The organism is Pseudomonas sp. NBB, assembly GCF_032701105.1.
Classification (GTDB): domain Bacteria; phylum Pseudomonadota; class Gammaproteobacteria; order Pseudomonadales; family Pseudomonadaceae; genus Aquipseudomonas; species Aquipseudomonas asiatica.
The window spans coordinates 433,304-448,523 of sequence record NZ_CP103994.1 but is presented as its reverse complement, the minus strand read 5'-3'; the positions used below and the strand labels follow the sequence as shown (position 1 = coordinate 448,523).

Annotated in this window: 13 protein-coding genes; 11 read left to right on the top strand and 2 right to left on the bottom strand. The window is 61.5% G+C overall.

Annotation, left to right across the window (positions count from 1 at the left end; all coding sequences use genetic code 11):
- Positions 1-3 precede the first annotated feature (3 nt).
- Positions 4-1,860: a group II intron reverse transcriptase/nicotine-degrading enzyme NicA gene (gene nicA, locus NY023_RS01940; RefSeq protein WP_044046873.1), complete on the top strand. Its 1,857-nt coding sequence runs from the start codon at positions 4-6 to the stop codon at positions 1,858-1,860.
- A gap of 200 nt (positions 1,861-2,060) precedes the next feature.
- Here nicA and nicB read toward each other — a convergent pair whose 3' ends face one another.
- Positions 2,061-2,999: a 6-hydroxy-3-succinoylpyridine 3-monooxygenase gene (gene nicB, locus NY023_RS01935; protein ID WP_004375200.1), complete on the bottom strand. Its 939-nt coding sequence runs from the start codon at positions 2,997-2,999 to the stop codon at positions 2,061-2,063.
- 458 nt (positions 3,000-3,457) lie between these two features.
- On the opposite strand from nicB, the gene NY023_RS01930 reads away from it, so the two are divergent.
- Positions 3,458-3,919, top strand: a complete 462-nt coding sequence (locus NY023_RS01930) for an Lrp/AsnC family transcriptional regulator (protein ID WP_013970574.1) — start codon at positions 3,458-3,460, stop codon at positions 3,917-3,919.
- A 13-nt stretch (positions 3,920-3,932) separates the two neighbouring features.
- Here NY023_RS01930 and NY023_RS01925 read toward each other — a convergent pair whose 3' ends face one another.
- On the bottom strand, positions 3,933-4,223 hold the full coding sequence (locus tag NY023_RS01925) for a hypothetical protein (protein WP_013970573.1): 291 nt from the start codon (positions 4,221-4,223) through the stop codon (positions 3,933-3,935).
- 611 nt (positions 4,224-4,834) lie between these two features.
- Here NY023_RS01925 and NY023_RS01920 point away from each other — a divergent pair.
- The 9 genes from NY023_RS01920 to NY023_RS01880 all read left to right on the top strand — a co-directional run bounded on the left by NY023_RS01920 (position 4,835) and on the right by NY023_RS01880 (position 15,106).
- Positions 4,835-6,517, top strand: coding sequence for a flavin monoamine oxidase family protein (locus tag NY023_RS01920; RefSeq protein ID WP_013970572.1), 1,683 nt, complete (start codon positions 4,835-4,837; stop codon positions 6,515-6,517).
- A gap of 14 nt (positions 6,518-6,531) precedes the next feature.
- Positions 6,532-7,326 carry a carbon-nitrogen hydrolase family protein gene (locus tag NY023_RS01915; protein WP_013970571.1) on the top strand — a complete coding sequence of 265 codons (795 nt, stop codon included), beginning with the start codon at positions 6,532-6,534 and terminating at the stop codon, positions 7,324-7,326.
- Positions 7,327-7,483: 157 nt separating this feature from the next.
- Positions 7,484-9,784, top strand: coding sequence for a pyrroloquinoline quinone biosynthesis protein PqqF (pqqF, locus tag NY023_RS01910; RefSeq protein ID WP_013970570.1), 2,301 nt, complete (start codon positions 7,484-7,486; stop codon positions 9,782-9,784).
- Between the two features lie 158 nt (positions 9,785-9,942).
- Complete coding sequence (pqqA, locus tag NY023_RS01905) at positions 9,943-10,014, top strand: pyrroloquinoline quinone precursor peptide PqqA (protein ID WP_003243383.1); 72 nt, start codon at positions 9,943-9,945, stop codon at positions 10,012-10,014.
- Positions 10,015-10,092: 78 nt separating this feature from the next.
- Positions 10,093-11,004 (top strand): pyrroloquinoline quinone biosynthesis protein PqqB, encoded by a 912-nt coding sequence (gene pqqB, locus NY023_RS01900; RefSeq protein ID WP_024086143.1) that lies wholly within the window; start codon positions 10,093-10,095, stop codon positions 11,002-11,004.
- A gap of 153 nt (positions 11,005-11,157) precedes the next feature.
- Positions 11,158-11,913, top strand: a complete 756-nt coding sequence (gene pqqC, locus NY023_RS01895; protein WP_024086142.1) for a pyrroloquinoline-quinone synthase PqqC — start codon at positions 11,158-11,160, stop codon at positions 11,911-11,913.
- The gene (gene pqqD / locus NY023_RS01890; protein ID WP_004375207.1) at positions 11,910-12,185 is read left to right on the top strand and encodes a pyrroloquinoline quinone biosynthesis peptide chaperone PqqD; all 276 of its coding nucleotides are present in this window, start codon (positions 11,910-11,912) and stop codon (positions 12,183-12,185) included. The genes pqqC and pqqD overlap by 4 nt, the downstream gene beginning before the upstream one ends.
- Positions 12,157-13,317 carry a pyrroloquinoline quinone biosynthesis protein PqqE gene (gene pqqE / locus NY023_RS01885; protein ID WP_013970567.1) on the top strand — a complete coding sequence of 387 codons (1,161 nt, stop codon included), beginning with the start codon at positions 12,157-12,159 and terminating at the stop codon, positions 13,315-13,317. The genes pqqD and pqqE overlap by 29 nt, the downstream gene beginning before the upstream one ends.
- Positions 13,283-15,106 carry an alpha/beta hydrolase family protein gene (locus NY023_RS01880; RefSeq protein ID WP_041506294.1) on the top strand — a complete coding sequence of 608 codons (1,824 nt, stop codon included), beginning with the start codon at positions 13,283-13,285 and terminating at the stop codon, positions 15,104-15,106. The genes pqqE and NY023_RS01880 overlap by 35 nt, the downstream gene beginning before the upstream one ends.
- Positions 15,107-15,220 lie beyond the last annotated feature (114 nt).

The following is a 15,220-nucleotide window of genomic DNA, read 5'->3' as shown; positions in this document are numbered from 1 at the left end:
GGTATGCGCGATGCAGAACAAAGCTTCACTCGAATTGAGGCTATCAGAAAGGCTAACTCAGACCCATCCTATGTAAATGATCGAATCTATAGACTGATGTACAAGGAAGATCTGTACATCGCAGCCTATGAAAAGATCAAGAGCAAGCCGGGCAACATGACGCCGGGTCAAGATGGCACAACTTTGGATGAGTTCTCGATCAGAACGATCAGGAACATCATCAACAAAATGAAGGACGAAAGCTTTACCTTCAGAGGAGCCAGAAGGGTACTAATCCCCAAGGCTAATGGGAAGACACGTCCGTTGTCCGTCGCCCCACCTACAGACAAAGTTGTCCAGGAGGTCATCAGATCTATCTTGGAAGCTATTTACGAACCCACGTTCAGCAAGAATAGCCACGGTTTCAGGGCGGGGAAAAGTTGTCACACTGCTCTCAAGCAGGTAAGAGAGTCATGGTCTGGAGTTACTTGGGTTATCGAAGGAGACATTAAAGGCTGCTTCGACAACATCTCGCACTCTAAGCTCATCGACCAACTCCGCCTGCGTATCAAGGACGAACGATTTATCAACCTGATTCGGAAAGCCCTAAATGCAGGGTATTTCGAAAACGGAGCCTTCTTCTCTGCAACCCTGGGAACTCCCCAAGGAAGCATCATCTCACCGATTCTGGCGAATGTATTCCTAGATCAGCTGGACCGAAAGGTCGAGCAGCTCATCAAGGATCATCACCAAGGTGAGGAAGGGGATAAAATTACCGACCCAGCTTACCGTAAGCTGCAAAGGCAAAAGACCTCCCTTCGGAAGAAAGCGGAAAAACAGGAAGGCGCGGAAAGGGACGCTACTCTCTCCCTGGCTAGGGAAGCGAATAGCAAACTCCTATCCATGTCCCCCTACCTGACCCGCAACAATGGCTTCATCAGGGTGAAATACGTCAGGTATGCTGACGACTGGATCATCGGCGTCAACGGGCCTAAGCTCCTGGCCGAAGAACTCAGAAGCGTAGTGGGTGAGTTTCTAGAAAATGCGGGTCTCGAACTTAGCATTGAAAAGACGCACATTCGACACGCCAAGAGCGAAACGGCGAAATTCCTGGGTACTAACCTTCGAATAGGAAGCGAAAACTCTAAGATAATGAAGGTTCTTCGGAACGGCAAAAAGTTTCCTAAACGAGTCGCTGGATGGACTCCGGTCATGTACGCTCCAATGAACGAACTGATCGCCAAGCTCCACTCCCGAGGGTTCTGCGACCCTAAGGGTAATCCCACGACAGTTAATAAGTGGATCTTCCTAGACGATAACCAAATCGTTGAGCAGATAGGATCGGTATGGCGAGGCATCATGAACTACTATTCTTTTATAGATCAGTTCTCTATGCTCAGCCGAATCCAATTCATCTTGCAACACGCAGCCGCCAAGACTCTAGCTACGAAACATAGATCGTCGCGTAGCAAAATTTTCTCTAAACACGGAGCCAACCTTCGTGTTAGGATAAGAGACAAGGCTGGAAATGTAATTAGGCAAGTAGAGTTCCCGCTGATAAAAAGCTGGAAAACGTCCCCGAAACGATTTAAGATCGGCACAGTGGACACTAACTTCCTGGAGAGAAGTCTTAGACTGCGAACCAGGTCGAAACTCTACTCACCATGCGTGATATGTGAGAGTGGCGATAGAGTAGCCATGCACCATGTGAGGCACATCAGGAAGATGGGGCAAGAAATCAAAGGATTCAAGCGGGTACTAGTCTCCCTAAACAGGAAACAAATCCCTGTCTGTCATGAATGCCACCTGAAGATTCACCAAGGCAAATATGACGGAATCTCCTTGAAGGACTTCGCCCTGCCTCACACGGCAGCAGCATGATGCGTCTGGAGAGCCCAGTGCTTGGAAACCTGCACGCTGGGTTCGGAGGAAGCTGGTTGGTATCCCTCGTGGAGCTGGTCAGCCATCCTACTCCTTTGGTCCACGGTTCGAGTCCGTGTGGGCCCACCAGATAACTCAAAGGCCTACGTTGCAAAACGTAGGCCTTTGTCTTTTCGGGGACTGCAGTCATGTTCTCCTGACTAGGGCAACTCCTCTTGCTGGGCTATCCAGCTGTGTATGTACTGAAGAACCCGTGTCGCACCTTCGGCAGTTTCCACCAGCTCTATCGGCCGCTCACCACTGAGGAACTGATTGGGCTGCTCCATCCACTTGAACGCTGCCGCCCTGCTTCCGCGTACAGGAATGGCCAAATCCAGAATTTCCTGCAGCAGTTCAGGTTGCCCATACCAGGACTCCGGCTTGATGGTTGGTTTCCTCCCTGGAATCACTCTCGGTAGCTGACAGGCCGCAAGCTCGCCTGAATTGATGTGCTCTCGCTTCCAGTGCGCAAACTTGATCAGGTCGGTATTCGCCGAGCGGTTTTGCCCCGACGTCGGCACAACCACGCCAATCCGCACATCTGTGTGAGCACGAATCATCTGAAGTGCAGGAGCGATGTCAGTATCGTTGGTAACGATGACGGCATGGTCAACCTGCCCCGTGATCGAATCATGGTAAGCCTGGAGGGCCAGATTCACGTCGCTCTGTTTCTCCTCCACCTTCCAGGCCTGGATTTCCCGGCACTCACGCGGAGCCTTGTCCGGATTTTCAGGGTCGACGATCTTCACCTTCATTTTATTGACGGCGTAATAACCTTCGATGAGCTCTATTCGACCATCATGCAGCTTGCGCAAAGCGGTGTGGTAGCGAGCTTGTGACGACACCGAATCGCCAGCACGGGCGACCGACTCGATGATCTTTGCCGTGAAATATTTGATCGAGGGGGATTCCAGGAGCCGCCATGCCCTGATCTGGCCATGGTTGTCCGTGACCAGTATGGAAGGCAAGATGTGCTTTTCAAAGAGAGGCAACAGGTCGAGCCACTTGTACGGTGTGCCGCGCAAGCAGCCGTAGTAGAAGTTGTAGCCGTCGATATAGATACGAGTGCGCAGAGGCTCAGAATCAAGCTTTCTCTGCATTTTTTGCACTCCAGAAACGAAAAAACCGGCTTAAGCCGGCTTTTTCCCCCTCCAACCAGATGGTCATGCCACGCCGGTCGTGAGGGTTAGTTGTTGTCGGCAGTATTGCGCAATGAGGGAGCTGATGCAAGGTGGTAGGCTGGCATCCTCGTCCTCCGAAACACAACGTTCGTGAGAGGGCCATTCTCTGCTCAGGCATGGCTATCTAAACAGCTATAAATCGTTAGATTTTGTGAGCTCCTATTCCACCCTAGACCGCACCTCGACCTGCCGGACCAATCGAGCAGTTCTGTCATTGCGCCCGATGCTTACATGCCGGCGCAGCAGCTGTAGGAGCGGCCTTGTGTCGCGAAGCGGCCCCGGGATTGCAGCACTGATGCAAAGCATGGACAACTGTCTACCCTTGCCCTGCTTACCGCAGGCTAGCTAGGCTAGCGGGTCAACCGTAGAGACTCGCCATGTCGGATTCCCGCTCCATCACGCTGGATGAAATCGATCGCCAGCTGATCGCCCTGTTGCAGATAAACGCCCGCGAAAGCGTCGCCACCCTCGCCCGCCAGCTGGGCATCGCTCGTACTACCGTCAACTCGCGTCTGGAGCGGCTGGAGAAGAACAAGGTCATCTCCGGCTATGGCGTGCGCCTGGGCCAGCGGGTTATGGGTGGTGGGCTGCAGGCATATGTGGGGATCAAGGTGCAGCCGCGCTCGGGCAAGGAGGTGGTGCGGCGCCTGAGTGCCATGGGCCAGGTACAGCAACTGTGCGCAGTGAGCGGCGAGTTCGACTATGTGGCCTGGCTGCGTACGGATTCGCCCGAGCAACTGGACCAGTTGCTCGACCAGATCGGCAGCGTCGACGGGGTGGAGAAGACCACCACGTCGATCATTCTTAGCAGCAAGGTGGACCGCGGGCAGCCTTTCTGAACCTGGCTGGCGGTCAGGCCTCCTGGCCGTCGAGCAGGCCTTCCAGAACCGCCGAAAGGCTTTCGGCGGAATGCTGCATCGACCAGACGATGTCACGGCTGCGCTCGGGGGCGTGATGCTGGGCGTAGTCGGTGGCGATCTGATTGAGGCCACGGGCCAGCAGGCAGGCGTGGACCAAGGCGTCTGCAGCGTCGATGCCGGGGCGTATGGCGAATAATGGCGGATGGCTGGATTCGCAGTTGCAGAAGGTTTTTTCTGCGGTGGGTTTCAGTTTTTCGGGTTGGTCGGGTAAGCGGTTGGTCATGGTATAGCCTCCAAATCACAAGGGTGATCGGCGGCCAATCGCATCCTTCTCACGGGAATTGGGTGGCAGCCATGCACGAGGTGAGAACCGGCGAACTTGGAGGCGCGTCCCGGCCAGGCAAAGCCTGCCCGCGCACAGCTGCCATAGCAGTGCGCCTCCAGAACGGTCCGCGGGTTCTCACGCCCGATCGCCGAATTTCCGGCGACCCAGTGAAGTTAACGATGAAGCGATTCCCGCGATGCCAGACCAAGGCGATAGGGGGCGTAGGGTAATTCGTTATTTCCCGGCATGGGTGTAGGCACTGTCTGATCGACCGCATGGCAAGGGCAACACAGCCCCCCTGTGGGAGCGGGTTTACCCGCGAATGCGTCGGTAGATTGACTGCAGCATTCGCGGGTAAACCCGCTCCTACATAGACCGGTTCAACTCTCGATTACTCAATCGCGCTTTTCGTCATAATACCTATGAATACCTTCATTTCGACGACACAAGCTACATTCAGACAACAATCTGCACCTTAATAACGAACACCCCACTCCCTAAAATGGCCTCCAGGCATCTCCTATACTCAGGCTCCGCCCGCTGCGCAGCCTCTCTGGCAAGGTCACTTCATGAACAAGAAAAACCGCCACCCCGCCGATGGTAAAAAACCCGTCACCATCTTCGGCCCGGATTTCCCCTTCGCCTTCGACGACTGGCTGGAACACCCCGCAGGCCTGGGCAGCATCCCGGCCGAGCGCCATGGTGAGGAAGTGGCAATCGTGGGCGCCGGTATTGCCGGCCTGGTGGCGGCCTACGAGCTGATGAAGCTGGGCCTCAAGCCGGTGGTGTACGAAGCATCCAAGCTGGGTGGCCGGCTGCGCTCGCAAACCTTCAACGGCACCGACGGGATCATCGCCGAACTGGGCGGCATGCGCTTCCCGGTGTCGTCCACTGCCTTCTACCACTACGTGGACAAGCTGGGTCTGGAGACCAAACCGTTCCCCAACCCGCTGACCCCGGCCTCGGGCAGCACGGTGATCGACCTGGAAGGCCAGACCTACTACGCCGAAAAACCCACCGACCTGCCCAAGCTGTTCCACGAAGTGGCCGATGCCTGGGCCGACGCGCTGGAAAGCGGTGCCCGGTTCGCCGACATCCAGCAGGCCATCCGCGACCGGGACGTACCGCGCCTGAAAGAGCTGTGGAACAAGCTGGTACCGCTGTGGGATGACCGCACCTTCTACGACTTCGTCGCCACCTCGCGTTCGTTCGCCCAGCTGAGCTTCCAGCACCGCGAAGTGTTCGGCCAGGTCGGCTTCGGCACCGGCGGCTGGGACTCGGACTTCCCCAACTCGATGCTGGAAATCTTCCGCGTGGTGATGACCAACTGCGACGACCACCAGCACCTGGTAGTGGGCGGTGTAGAGCAGGTACCGCAAGGCATCTGGCGCCATGTACCGGAGCGCTGCGTGCATTGGCCGGAAGGCACCAGCCTGAGCGGGCTGCATGGCGGCGCACCGCGTACCGGAGTCAAGCGCATCGCCCGCGCCGCCGATGGCCGCCTGGCGGTCACCGATAACTGGGGCGACACCCGTCACTACAGTGCCGTGCTCGCCACCTGCCAGACCTGGCTGCTGACCACCCAGATCGACTGCGAGGAATCGCTGTTCTCGCAAAAGATGTGGATGGCCCTGGACCGCACCCGCTACATGCAGTCGTCGAAGACCTTCGTCATGGTCGACCGGCCGTTCTGGAAAGACAAAGACCCGGAAACCGGCCGCGACCTGATGAGCATGACCCTCACCGATCGCCTCACCCGCGGCACTTACCTGTTCGACAACGGTGACGACAAGCCGGGGGTGATCTGCCTGTCGTACTCGTGGATGAGCGACGCGCTGAAGATGCTGCCGCACCCGGTGGAAAAACGCGTGCAACTGGCCCTGGACGCACTGAAGAAGATCTACCCGAAGACCGACATCGCCGGGCACATCATCGGCGACCCGATTACCGTTTCCTGGGAGGCCGACCCGCACTTCCTCGGCGCCTTCAAGGGCGCGCTGCCTGGGCACTACCGCTACAACCAGCGCATGTACGCGCACTTCATGCAGCAGGACATGCCTGCCGAACAGCGCGGCATGTTCATCGCCGGTGACGACGTGTCGTGGACGCCGGCCTGGGTGGAAGGCGCGGTACAGACATCGCTGAATGCGGTGTGGGGTATCATGAATCACTTCGGTGGCCGCACCCACCCGGACAACCCCGGCCCAGGCGACGTGTTCGACGAAATCGGCCCGATCGCCCTGCCGGACTGAGACAAGGAGGCAGCATGCGCATCGCTCTGTTCCAGGGCGCACCCAAGCCACTGGACGTGCCCGGCAACCTGCAACGGTTGCGCCACCAGGCGCAACTGGCGGCCGAACGCGGCGCCAGTTTGCTGGTGTGCCCGGAGATGTTCCTGACCGGCTACAACATCGGCCTGGCCCAGGTCGAGCGCCTGGCCGAGGCCGCCGATGGCCCGACGGCCATGGAGGTGGTGGAAATCGCCCAGGCGCACCGCATCGCCATCGTCTACGGGTATCCGGAGCGTGGCGATGATGGCGCGATCTACAACAGCGTGCAGTTGATCGATGGTCACGGCCGCAGCCTGAGCAACTATCGCAAGACCCACCTGTTCGGCGAGCTGGACCGCTCGATGTTCAGCGCAGGTGCCGATCACTTCCCGGTGGTGGAGCTGGATGGCTGGAAGGTCGGCCTGCTGATCTGCTACGACATCGAGTTCCCGGAGAATGCCCGGCGCCTGGCGCTGGACGGTGCCGAGCTGATCCTGGTGCCGACGGCGAACATGTCGCCGTACGACTTCATCTGCCAGGTGACCGTGAGGGCGCGGGCGCAGGAGAACCAGTGCCATCTGGTGTATGCCAACTATTGCGGCTCGGAAGGCGAGATCCAGTATTGCGGGCAGAGCAGCATCGTCGGCCCGGATGGCAGCCTGTTGGCCATGGCCGGGCGGGACGAGTGCCAGTTGCTGGCGGAGCTGGAGCATGAGCGGGTGGTGCAGGGGCGGGCGGCGTTTCCTTACCTGAGCGATCTGCGCCAGGAGCTGCACCTGCGTAAAGGCTGACAGGGGCCGCTGGGCGGCCCATTCGCGGGTAAACCCGCTCCCACAGGGTAAATCACAGGCCTGAAAGCTATGCCGTGCCTGTGGGAGCGGGTTTACCCGCGAAGAGGCCGGCCCTGCAAACAAATGGGTTAGCATGAACACCTGCCCCGGAGTTTCCATGCCTGACGCCACCCGCCACCTCACCCTCGCCAACGGCCTGCAGCTGACCCTGCGCCACGCCCCGCGCCTGAAGCGCTCGGCCGCGGCCCTGCGGGTGCACGCGGGTAGCCACGACACGCCGACCAAATGGCCCGGCCTGGCCCACTTCCTGGAGCACCTGTTCTTCCTCGGCACCTCGCGCTTCCCTCTCGACGACGGCCTGATGCGCTATGTGCAGGCCCTCGGCGGCCAGGTCAATGCCAGCACCCGCGAACGCACCACCGACTTCTTCTTCGAGGTCCCGCCCAGCGCCCTGGCCGGGGGGCTGGAGCGCCTGTGCCAGATGTTGGCCGAACCAGACCTGGGCATCGAGCGCCAACGCCGCGAACGCGAAGTAATCCACGCCGAGTTCATTGCCTGGTCGCGCAACCCTCAGGCCCAGCAGCAGTTCGCCTTGCTGCAATCGGCAGCGCCCGGCCATCCATTGAGCGCTTTTCATGCCGGTAACCGGCATACCCTGGCCTTGCAGGATCCTGCCTTCCAGCAAGCGCTCGGTGGCTTTCACCAGCGCTTCTACCAAGGCGGCCAGGTCACCCTGAGCCTGTGCGGCCCGCAATCGCTGGATGAACTGGAATTGCTGGGCCGGCAGCATGCCAAGCTGTTCGCAACAGGTGAACGGGTGCCACAAGCTCTGCCACCGCCTTTATCGACGTCCGATACGCACCTGCTGTTCAGCCACGAAAACCTGCCGGCAGGTGCCGAGCAGGCCCTTGAGTTGCTCATCGCCTGCCTCGGCGATAGCCGCCCAGGCACCTGGCTGCATGCACTTCGCCAGCGTGGCTGGCTGCAAAGCTTCAAGGCCGAGGCGCTGTATGCCTTCGCCGGGCAGTTGCTGTGGCACATTGACCTGAAGCTGAGCGAGGACGCCTGCCCAGAGGAAGCCGATGCCCTGTTGCAGGGCTGGTTCGGCTTCATCCGCCAGGCCGCCCCTGAGCAATTGAGTGCCGAATTCGAGCTGCTGCAGCAAAGCCGCGAACGCAGCGCTAGCGCGCTTGAGCTGGCCCGCCGGGACAGCGCCGGCCAGCCGTTCAGCGGTTTGGACACACAAGGCTTGCAGGCGCTCCGTGCCCTGCTGGAAGGCCTGCCGGGCCGCGCACATGGGCATTGGCAACTGCCCGCAGTCGACCCCTTGCTCCTGGCCGACTTGCCTGATGCCAGGCCGCACCCGCTGCCAGCGGCACTGAAAGTCAGCGACCAGCTGCCTGGTGCTCGTCAGTACGCGGCGCTGTACCTGCGCTGGCATGTCCCTTCGCCGTTGCGCCAGCGCCTGCATGCGCTGCTCGAACGCGCCTTGCACCCCCTGCAGGAGCGCTGCGAGCGCGTATCGGCGCAGTTGCAGTTCAGTGCCGCTGGCGAATACTGGCAACTTCGCTGCGCCGGGCTGCCGGCAGCGGTACTGCGCACTGTAGACCAAGCCTTGGCGCTGATGCGCAAGCCCCCGGCAGGCAGCTGGCTGCCCAGTTCGACGCAGCCTCCGGCACTGATTCCCATCCGGGCCCTGCTCAAGCAGCTGCCCGACGCCGTGCTGGGCGCCACGCCTGAACCTGCTGCGGCCTGCACCCTGGCACAGACGCATCTCGACAAACTGTGGCAGCAAGCACGCTGGCACGGCCTGGCTGCCGGCTTCGACGATGGCGCCCTGAACGCATTGGGCACCGTGCTGCAGCACTGCCCTGGGCAAGGCTCAGCGCCTGGCCCTCTGCCCGCCTTAGCCAACCACCGTTGGCAACATGCCGAAGTACCCGGCAGTGAGCATGCCCTGCTGCTGTTCTGCCCACTGCCAGCGGCCATGGAAGCCGCTGGCCGCCTGCTCGCGCAGTTGCTGCAAGGGCCGGTTTACCAACGGCTACGGGTAGAACTGCAACTCGGCTATGCGGTATTCAGTACCTTTCGTCAGGTAGAGGGTGTCGGCGGCCTGCTGTTCGGGGTCCAGTCGCCTCATGCCAGCCAGGTACAGATCCTCGACCACCTGCTCACCTTGCTGCGCCAGGGCGTTACCCTGGCCCCTGCCGCTCGTCAGGCCCTGGCCGGGCAATTCGATGAACCGGCGATGGGCAACGCCGAAGTCGCCGAATGGGCGTGGCAGACATTCCTGGCCACACAACCCGGCAGGCTGGATGCGCTGTGCAGGTCTATCCTGAAAACGCGGCAGACGGATCTGGACCAGTTGCTGAACCACTTGCTCGATAAAGATTCCACTTGGCTATGCCTTGCCAACGCAGTCGCACCAGATACTTCCTGGCTGGGTACAAACCCATGATTGTTACGAAAACCGCAACGGAGTTTTCGAATAATTAACCTTTCGGTACAAATTTTTCTTGTAAGATAGCGCAATCCCAACCTTGGGAACCTCCAGCCAATGGCGGTACCCAAGTAGTAGCTGACAAACCCACCCCCTCATCCGGAAGGAGTAATTCCATGTGGACCAAACCTGCATACACTGATCTGCGCATCGGCTTCGAAGTCACCATGTACTTCGCCAACCGCTAAGCCCGGCTTACGGTTCAACGCCTCGGCCTGCCGGGGCGTTTTCGTTTTTTCGCTACGGTTTCTGCAGAGAGAGTGGCCATGTACATCCAGGTTCTCGGTTCCGCCGCCGGCGGCGGGTTCCCACAGTGGAACTGCAACTGCGTCAACTGCAAGGGCTTGCGTGACGGCACCCTGCGAGCCACGCCACGCACCCAGTCGTCCATCGCCCTGTCCGACGACGGCGTGCACTGGGTGCTGTGCAATGCCTCGCCCGATATTCGTGCCCAGCTCCAGGCCTTTGCGCCGATGCAGCCGGCCCGCGCCCTGCGCGACACCGGCATCAACGCCATCATCCTGCTGGACAGCCAGATCGACCACACCACCGGCCTGCTCAGCCTGCGCGAAGGCTGCCCGCACCAGGTGTGGTGCACCGACATGGTCCACCAGGACCTGACCACGGGCTTTCCGCTGTTCAACATGCTCAGCCACTGGAACGGCGGCCTGCAGTGGAACCGTATAGAGCTGGAAGGCAGCTTCGTCATCGACGCCTGCCCCAACCTGCGCTTCACCCCGTTCCCCCTGCGCAGCGCCGCGCCGCCCTACTCGCCGCACCGCTTCGACCCGCACCCGGGCGACAACCTTGGCCTGCTGGTCGAGGACACCCGCACCGGCGGCAAGCTGTTCTACGCCCCGGGCCTGGGCCAGGTGGACGACAAGCTGCTGACGATGATGCACGGCGCCGACTGCCTGCTGGTCGACGGCACCCTGTGGGAAGATGATGAAATGCAGCGCCGTGGCGTGGGCACCCGCACCGGCCGCGAGATGGGCCACCTGGCGCAGAACGGCCCAGGCGGCATGCTGGAGGTGCTGGATGGCTTCCCGCGCCAGCGCAAGGTACTTATCCACATCAACAACACCAACCCGATTCTCGACGAAGACTCGCCCGAGCGTGCTGAAGTGCTGCGCCGGGGTGTGGAAGTGGCCTTCGATGGCATGAGTATCGAGTTGTAACAGCCAGATCGCACAAGCAACACAGGCCCTGTGGGAGCGGGTTCACCCGCGAAGAATCCCACACAGTGTATGGCACCGGCTTCGCCGGTGTTCGCGGGTAAACCCGCTCCCACAGGGATCGCGCCGAGACTCAGCTATACAGGAGCCAGCCGAATGAGCGACGCACTGCCAATGTCCCCTGCCGAATTCGAGCAGGCCCTGCGCGCCAAGGGCGCCTACTACCACATCCATCACCCGTACCACGTGGCGATGTACCAGGGTCGCGCCACCCGCGAACAGATCCAGGGCTGGGTAGCCAACCGCTTCTACTACCAAGTCAACATCCCGATGAAGGATGCCGCGATTCTGGCCAACTGCCCGGACCGCGAAGTACGCCGCGAGTGGATCCAGCGCCTGCTCGACCACGATGGCGCGCCCGGCGAGGACGGTGGCATCGAAGCCTGGTTGCGCCTGGGCCAGGCCGTGGGCCTGGACCCTGACCAGCTGCGCTCCCAGGAACTGGTACTGCCCGGTGTGCGCTTTGCCGTGGACGCCTACGTCAACTTCGCCCGCCGGGCCAGTTGGCAGGAAGCGGCCAGCAGCTCGCTGACCGAGCTGTTCGCCCCGCAGATCCACCAGTCGCGCCTGGACAGCTGGCCGCAGCACTACCCGTGGATCGACCCGGCCGGCTATGAATACTTCCGCACCCGCCTGGGCCAGGCCCGGCGTGACGTGGAGCACGGCCTGGCGATTACCTTGCAGCACTACACCACCCGCGCGGGCCAGGAGCGTATGCTGGAGATACTGCAGTTCAAGCTGGATATTCTCTGGAGCATGCTCGACGCCATGAGCATGGCTTACGAGCTGAACCGCCCGCCCTATCACTCCGTCACCCAGGAACGGGTGTGGCACAAAGGGATCCCCCTATGAGTTTCGACCGTAATCAAGTGCCAGCCTGGCGCCCCGGCTACCGCTTCCAGTACGAGCCGGCGCAAAAGGGCCATGTGCTGCTGTACCCAGAGGGCATGATCAAGCTCAACGACAGCGCAGCCCTGATTGGTGGCCTGATCGACGGCCAACGCGACGTTGCCGCGATCATCAGCGAACTCGAACAACAGTTCCCCGGTGTCCCGGAAGTGGCCGATGACATCGAGCAGTTCATGGAGGTGGCCCGTGCCGAACACTGGATCGTCCTCGCCTGAGTTACCGCCCACGCCCGCAGTCGGCCTGCCGCTGTGGCTGCTGGCCGAGCTGACCTACCGCTGCCCGCTGCAGTGCCCGTACTGCTCAAACCCACTGGACTTCGCAGCCCAGGGCCAGGAGCTGAGCACCGAGCAGTGGTTCAAGGTGATGGCCGAAGCCCGGGAAATGGGTGCCGCGCAAATCGGTTTCTCCGGCGGAGAACCGCTGGTACGTCAGGACCTCGCCGAACTGATCGGCGAGGCCCGCCGGCTGGGCTACTACACCAACCTGATCACCTCGGGCATCGGCCTGACCGAGGCGCGCATCGCCGACTTCAAGAAGGCCGGCCTGGACCATATCCAGATCAGCTTCCAGGCCAGCGACGAGCAGGTCAACAACCTGCTGGCCGGCTCGAAGAAGGCCTTTGCGCAAAAGCTGGAAATGGCCCGTGCGGTGAAGGCCCATGGCTACCCGATGGTGCTCAACTTCGTCACCCACCGGCACAACATCGACAAGATCGACCGCATCATCGAGCTGTGCATCGCCCTGGAGGCCGACTTCGTCGAGCTTGCCACCTGCCAGTTCTACGGCTGGGCCCACCTCAACCGGCTGGGCCTGCTGCCAACCCGCGCGCAGCTGGAACGGGCCGAACGCATCACCAACGAGTACCGGGACAAGCTCAAGGCCGAGGGCAACCCGTGCAAGCTGATCTTCGTCACCCCGGACTACTACGAGGAGCGCCCCAAGGCCTGCATGAATGGCTGGGGCAGCCTGTTCCTCACCATCACCCCGGACGGCACCGCCCTGCCCTGCCACGGCGCGCGCCAGCTGCCGGTGCAGTTCCCCAACGTGCGCGACCACGACCTGCATCACATCTGGTACGACTCGTTCGGCTTCAACCGCTTCCGTGGCTATGAGTGGATGCCCGAACCCTGCCGTTCCTGCGACGAGAAGGAAAAGGACTTCGGCGGCTGCCGCTGCCAGGCCTTCATGCTCACCGGCGATGCCAGCAACGCCGACCCGGTGTGCGCCAAGTCGGCCGACCACGGCATCATACTCAAGGCCCGCGAGGAGGCGGAAACCGCCCAGCTCACCATTGAAGAGATGACCTTCCGCAATGAACGAAACTCCCGTGTCATCGTCCGCGGCTGAGTTCAGCGCGGCCCAGGCAGTTGCCGCCGGCACCGACTTCGCCGAACTCAAGGTCAGCGCCGCGGGGCTGTTCTGGAACGAGTTTCGCCCGGCCGATGGTGCCTGTCGCATCTGGCACTGGCAGCACCAGCAGGCCCGCTGCCTGACACCTGATGGCTTCAGCGTACGTAGCCGGGTGTACGAATACGGCGGTGGCAGTTTTTGCCTGGGTGGTGATGGGCTGCTGTTCGTCAATGAAAAGGACCAGCAGGTCTATACCCAGGCCCTGGAAGGCGCGGTACCGCGCGCCCTGACTGATGATGCCAGCTGCCGCTACGGCGATGTGCAGTGGCACGACGGCCTGGTGCTGGCGGTCGAGGAGCAGCATGGCGAACGGGTCGAGCATCGCTTGGTCGCCCTTTGGGAACAAGCTCGCGAAGTGCTCGCTGAGGGGGCCGACTTCTATGCCTCACCTACGGCGAGTATCGACGGCCAGCGCCTGGCTTGGGTCGAATGGGACCGCCCGGCACAACCCTGGACCGTCACCAGGCTGATGTGCCGCACACGTGATGCAAGTGGCCACTGGGGGCCCCCGCAATGTGTGGCCGGCGCTGACGAATCGCTGCAGCAGCCGCGCTTCGATAGCGAAGGCCGACTCTACTGCCTGTCTGACCGCAATGGCTTCTGGCAACCTTGGGGCGAGGTCGATGGCTGCTGGCAGGCCCTGCCTGCCGAGCCCGCGGACCACGCTGCGGCACCCTGGCAACTCGGCGCCAGCACCTGGTTGGCACTGGGACAGCAAAGCTATCTGGCCAGCTGGTTCGAAGACGGCTTCGGGCAACTGGGGCTGCGTACTGCCGATGGTAGCCTGGAGCGTTTCGCCAGTGCCTACACGCGTTTTCGCAGCCTGGCCATGGATGCCGAACACCTGTTTGCCATTGCCGCCTCGCCGATCAGCCCGCCGGCGGTCATCGCCATCGCCCGCAGCAACCACGAGGTCAGCGTATTGGCTGGTGGCGCCGAAGTGCTGCCGGCAAGGCATATCAGCCTGCCGCAGTCGATCCACTACGGCAGTGACGGCCAGCGCGCCCATGGCTTCTTCTACCCGGCAGCCCGCTCGCAAGGTGCCGCGCCGTTGGTGGTGTTCATCCATGGCGGGCCGACTTCGGCCTGTTATCCCGTGCTCGACCCGCGCATCCAGTACTGGACCCAACGCGGCTTCGCCGTCGCCGACCTGAACTACCGGGGCAGCACCGGCTATGGCCGTGAATACCGCCAGGCCTTGCACCTGCGCTGGGGCGAAAGCGATGTGGCCGATGCTTGCGCGGCTGTGGAATACCTGGCCGGACGTGGGCTGATCGACAGCCGCAAGGCGTTCATCCGCGGCGGTAGTGCGGGCGGCTACACCACCCTATGTGCCCTGGCGTTCCATGATGTGTTCCGCGCCGGTGCCAGCCTGTACGGGGTCAGCGACCCGGTTGCCCTGGGCCGGGCCACCCACAAGTTCGAAGGGGACTACCTGGACTGGCTGATCGGCGACCCGCTGCAGGATGCCGAGCGCTATCGCCAGCGTACGCCGCTGCTGCATGCGGGGCAGATCAAGGTACCGGTGATTTTCTTCCAGGGCGAACTGGATGCGGTGGTGGTGCCGGAGCAGACGCGGTCGATGCTGGCGGCACTGCAGGCTAACGGGATCGAGGCTGAAGGGCACTTCTATGCGGGGGAGCGGCACGGGTTCCGCAAGGCGGAGAACCTGGCGCATGCCTTGGAAGAAGAGTGGAAGTTCTATTGCCGGGTGTTGAGGGGCTGAGCCTCTGGGGCCGCTTTGCGGCCCATCGCGACACAAGGCCGCTCCCACAAGCGATCGCGCAAACCCGAATGTTGCACTTTACCTGTGGGAGCGGCCTTGTGTCGCGAAAGGGCT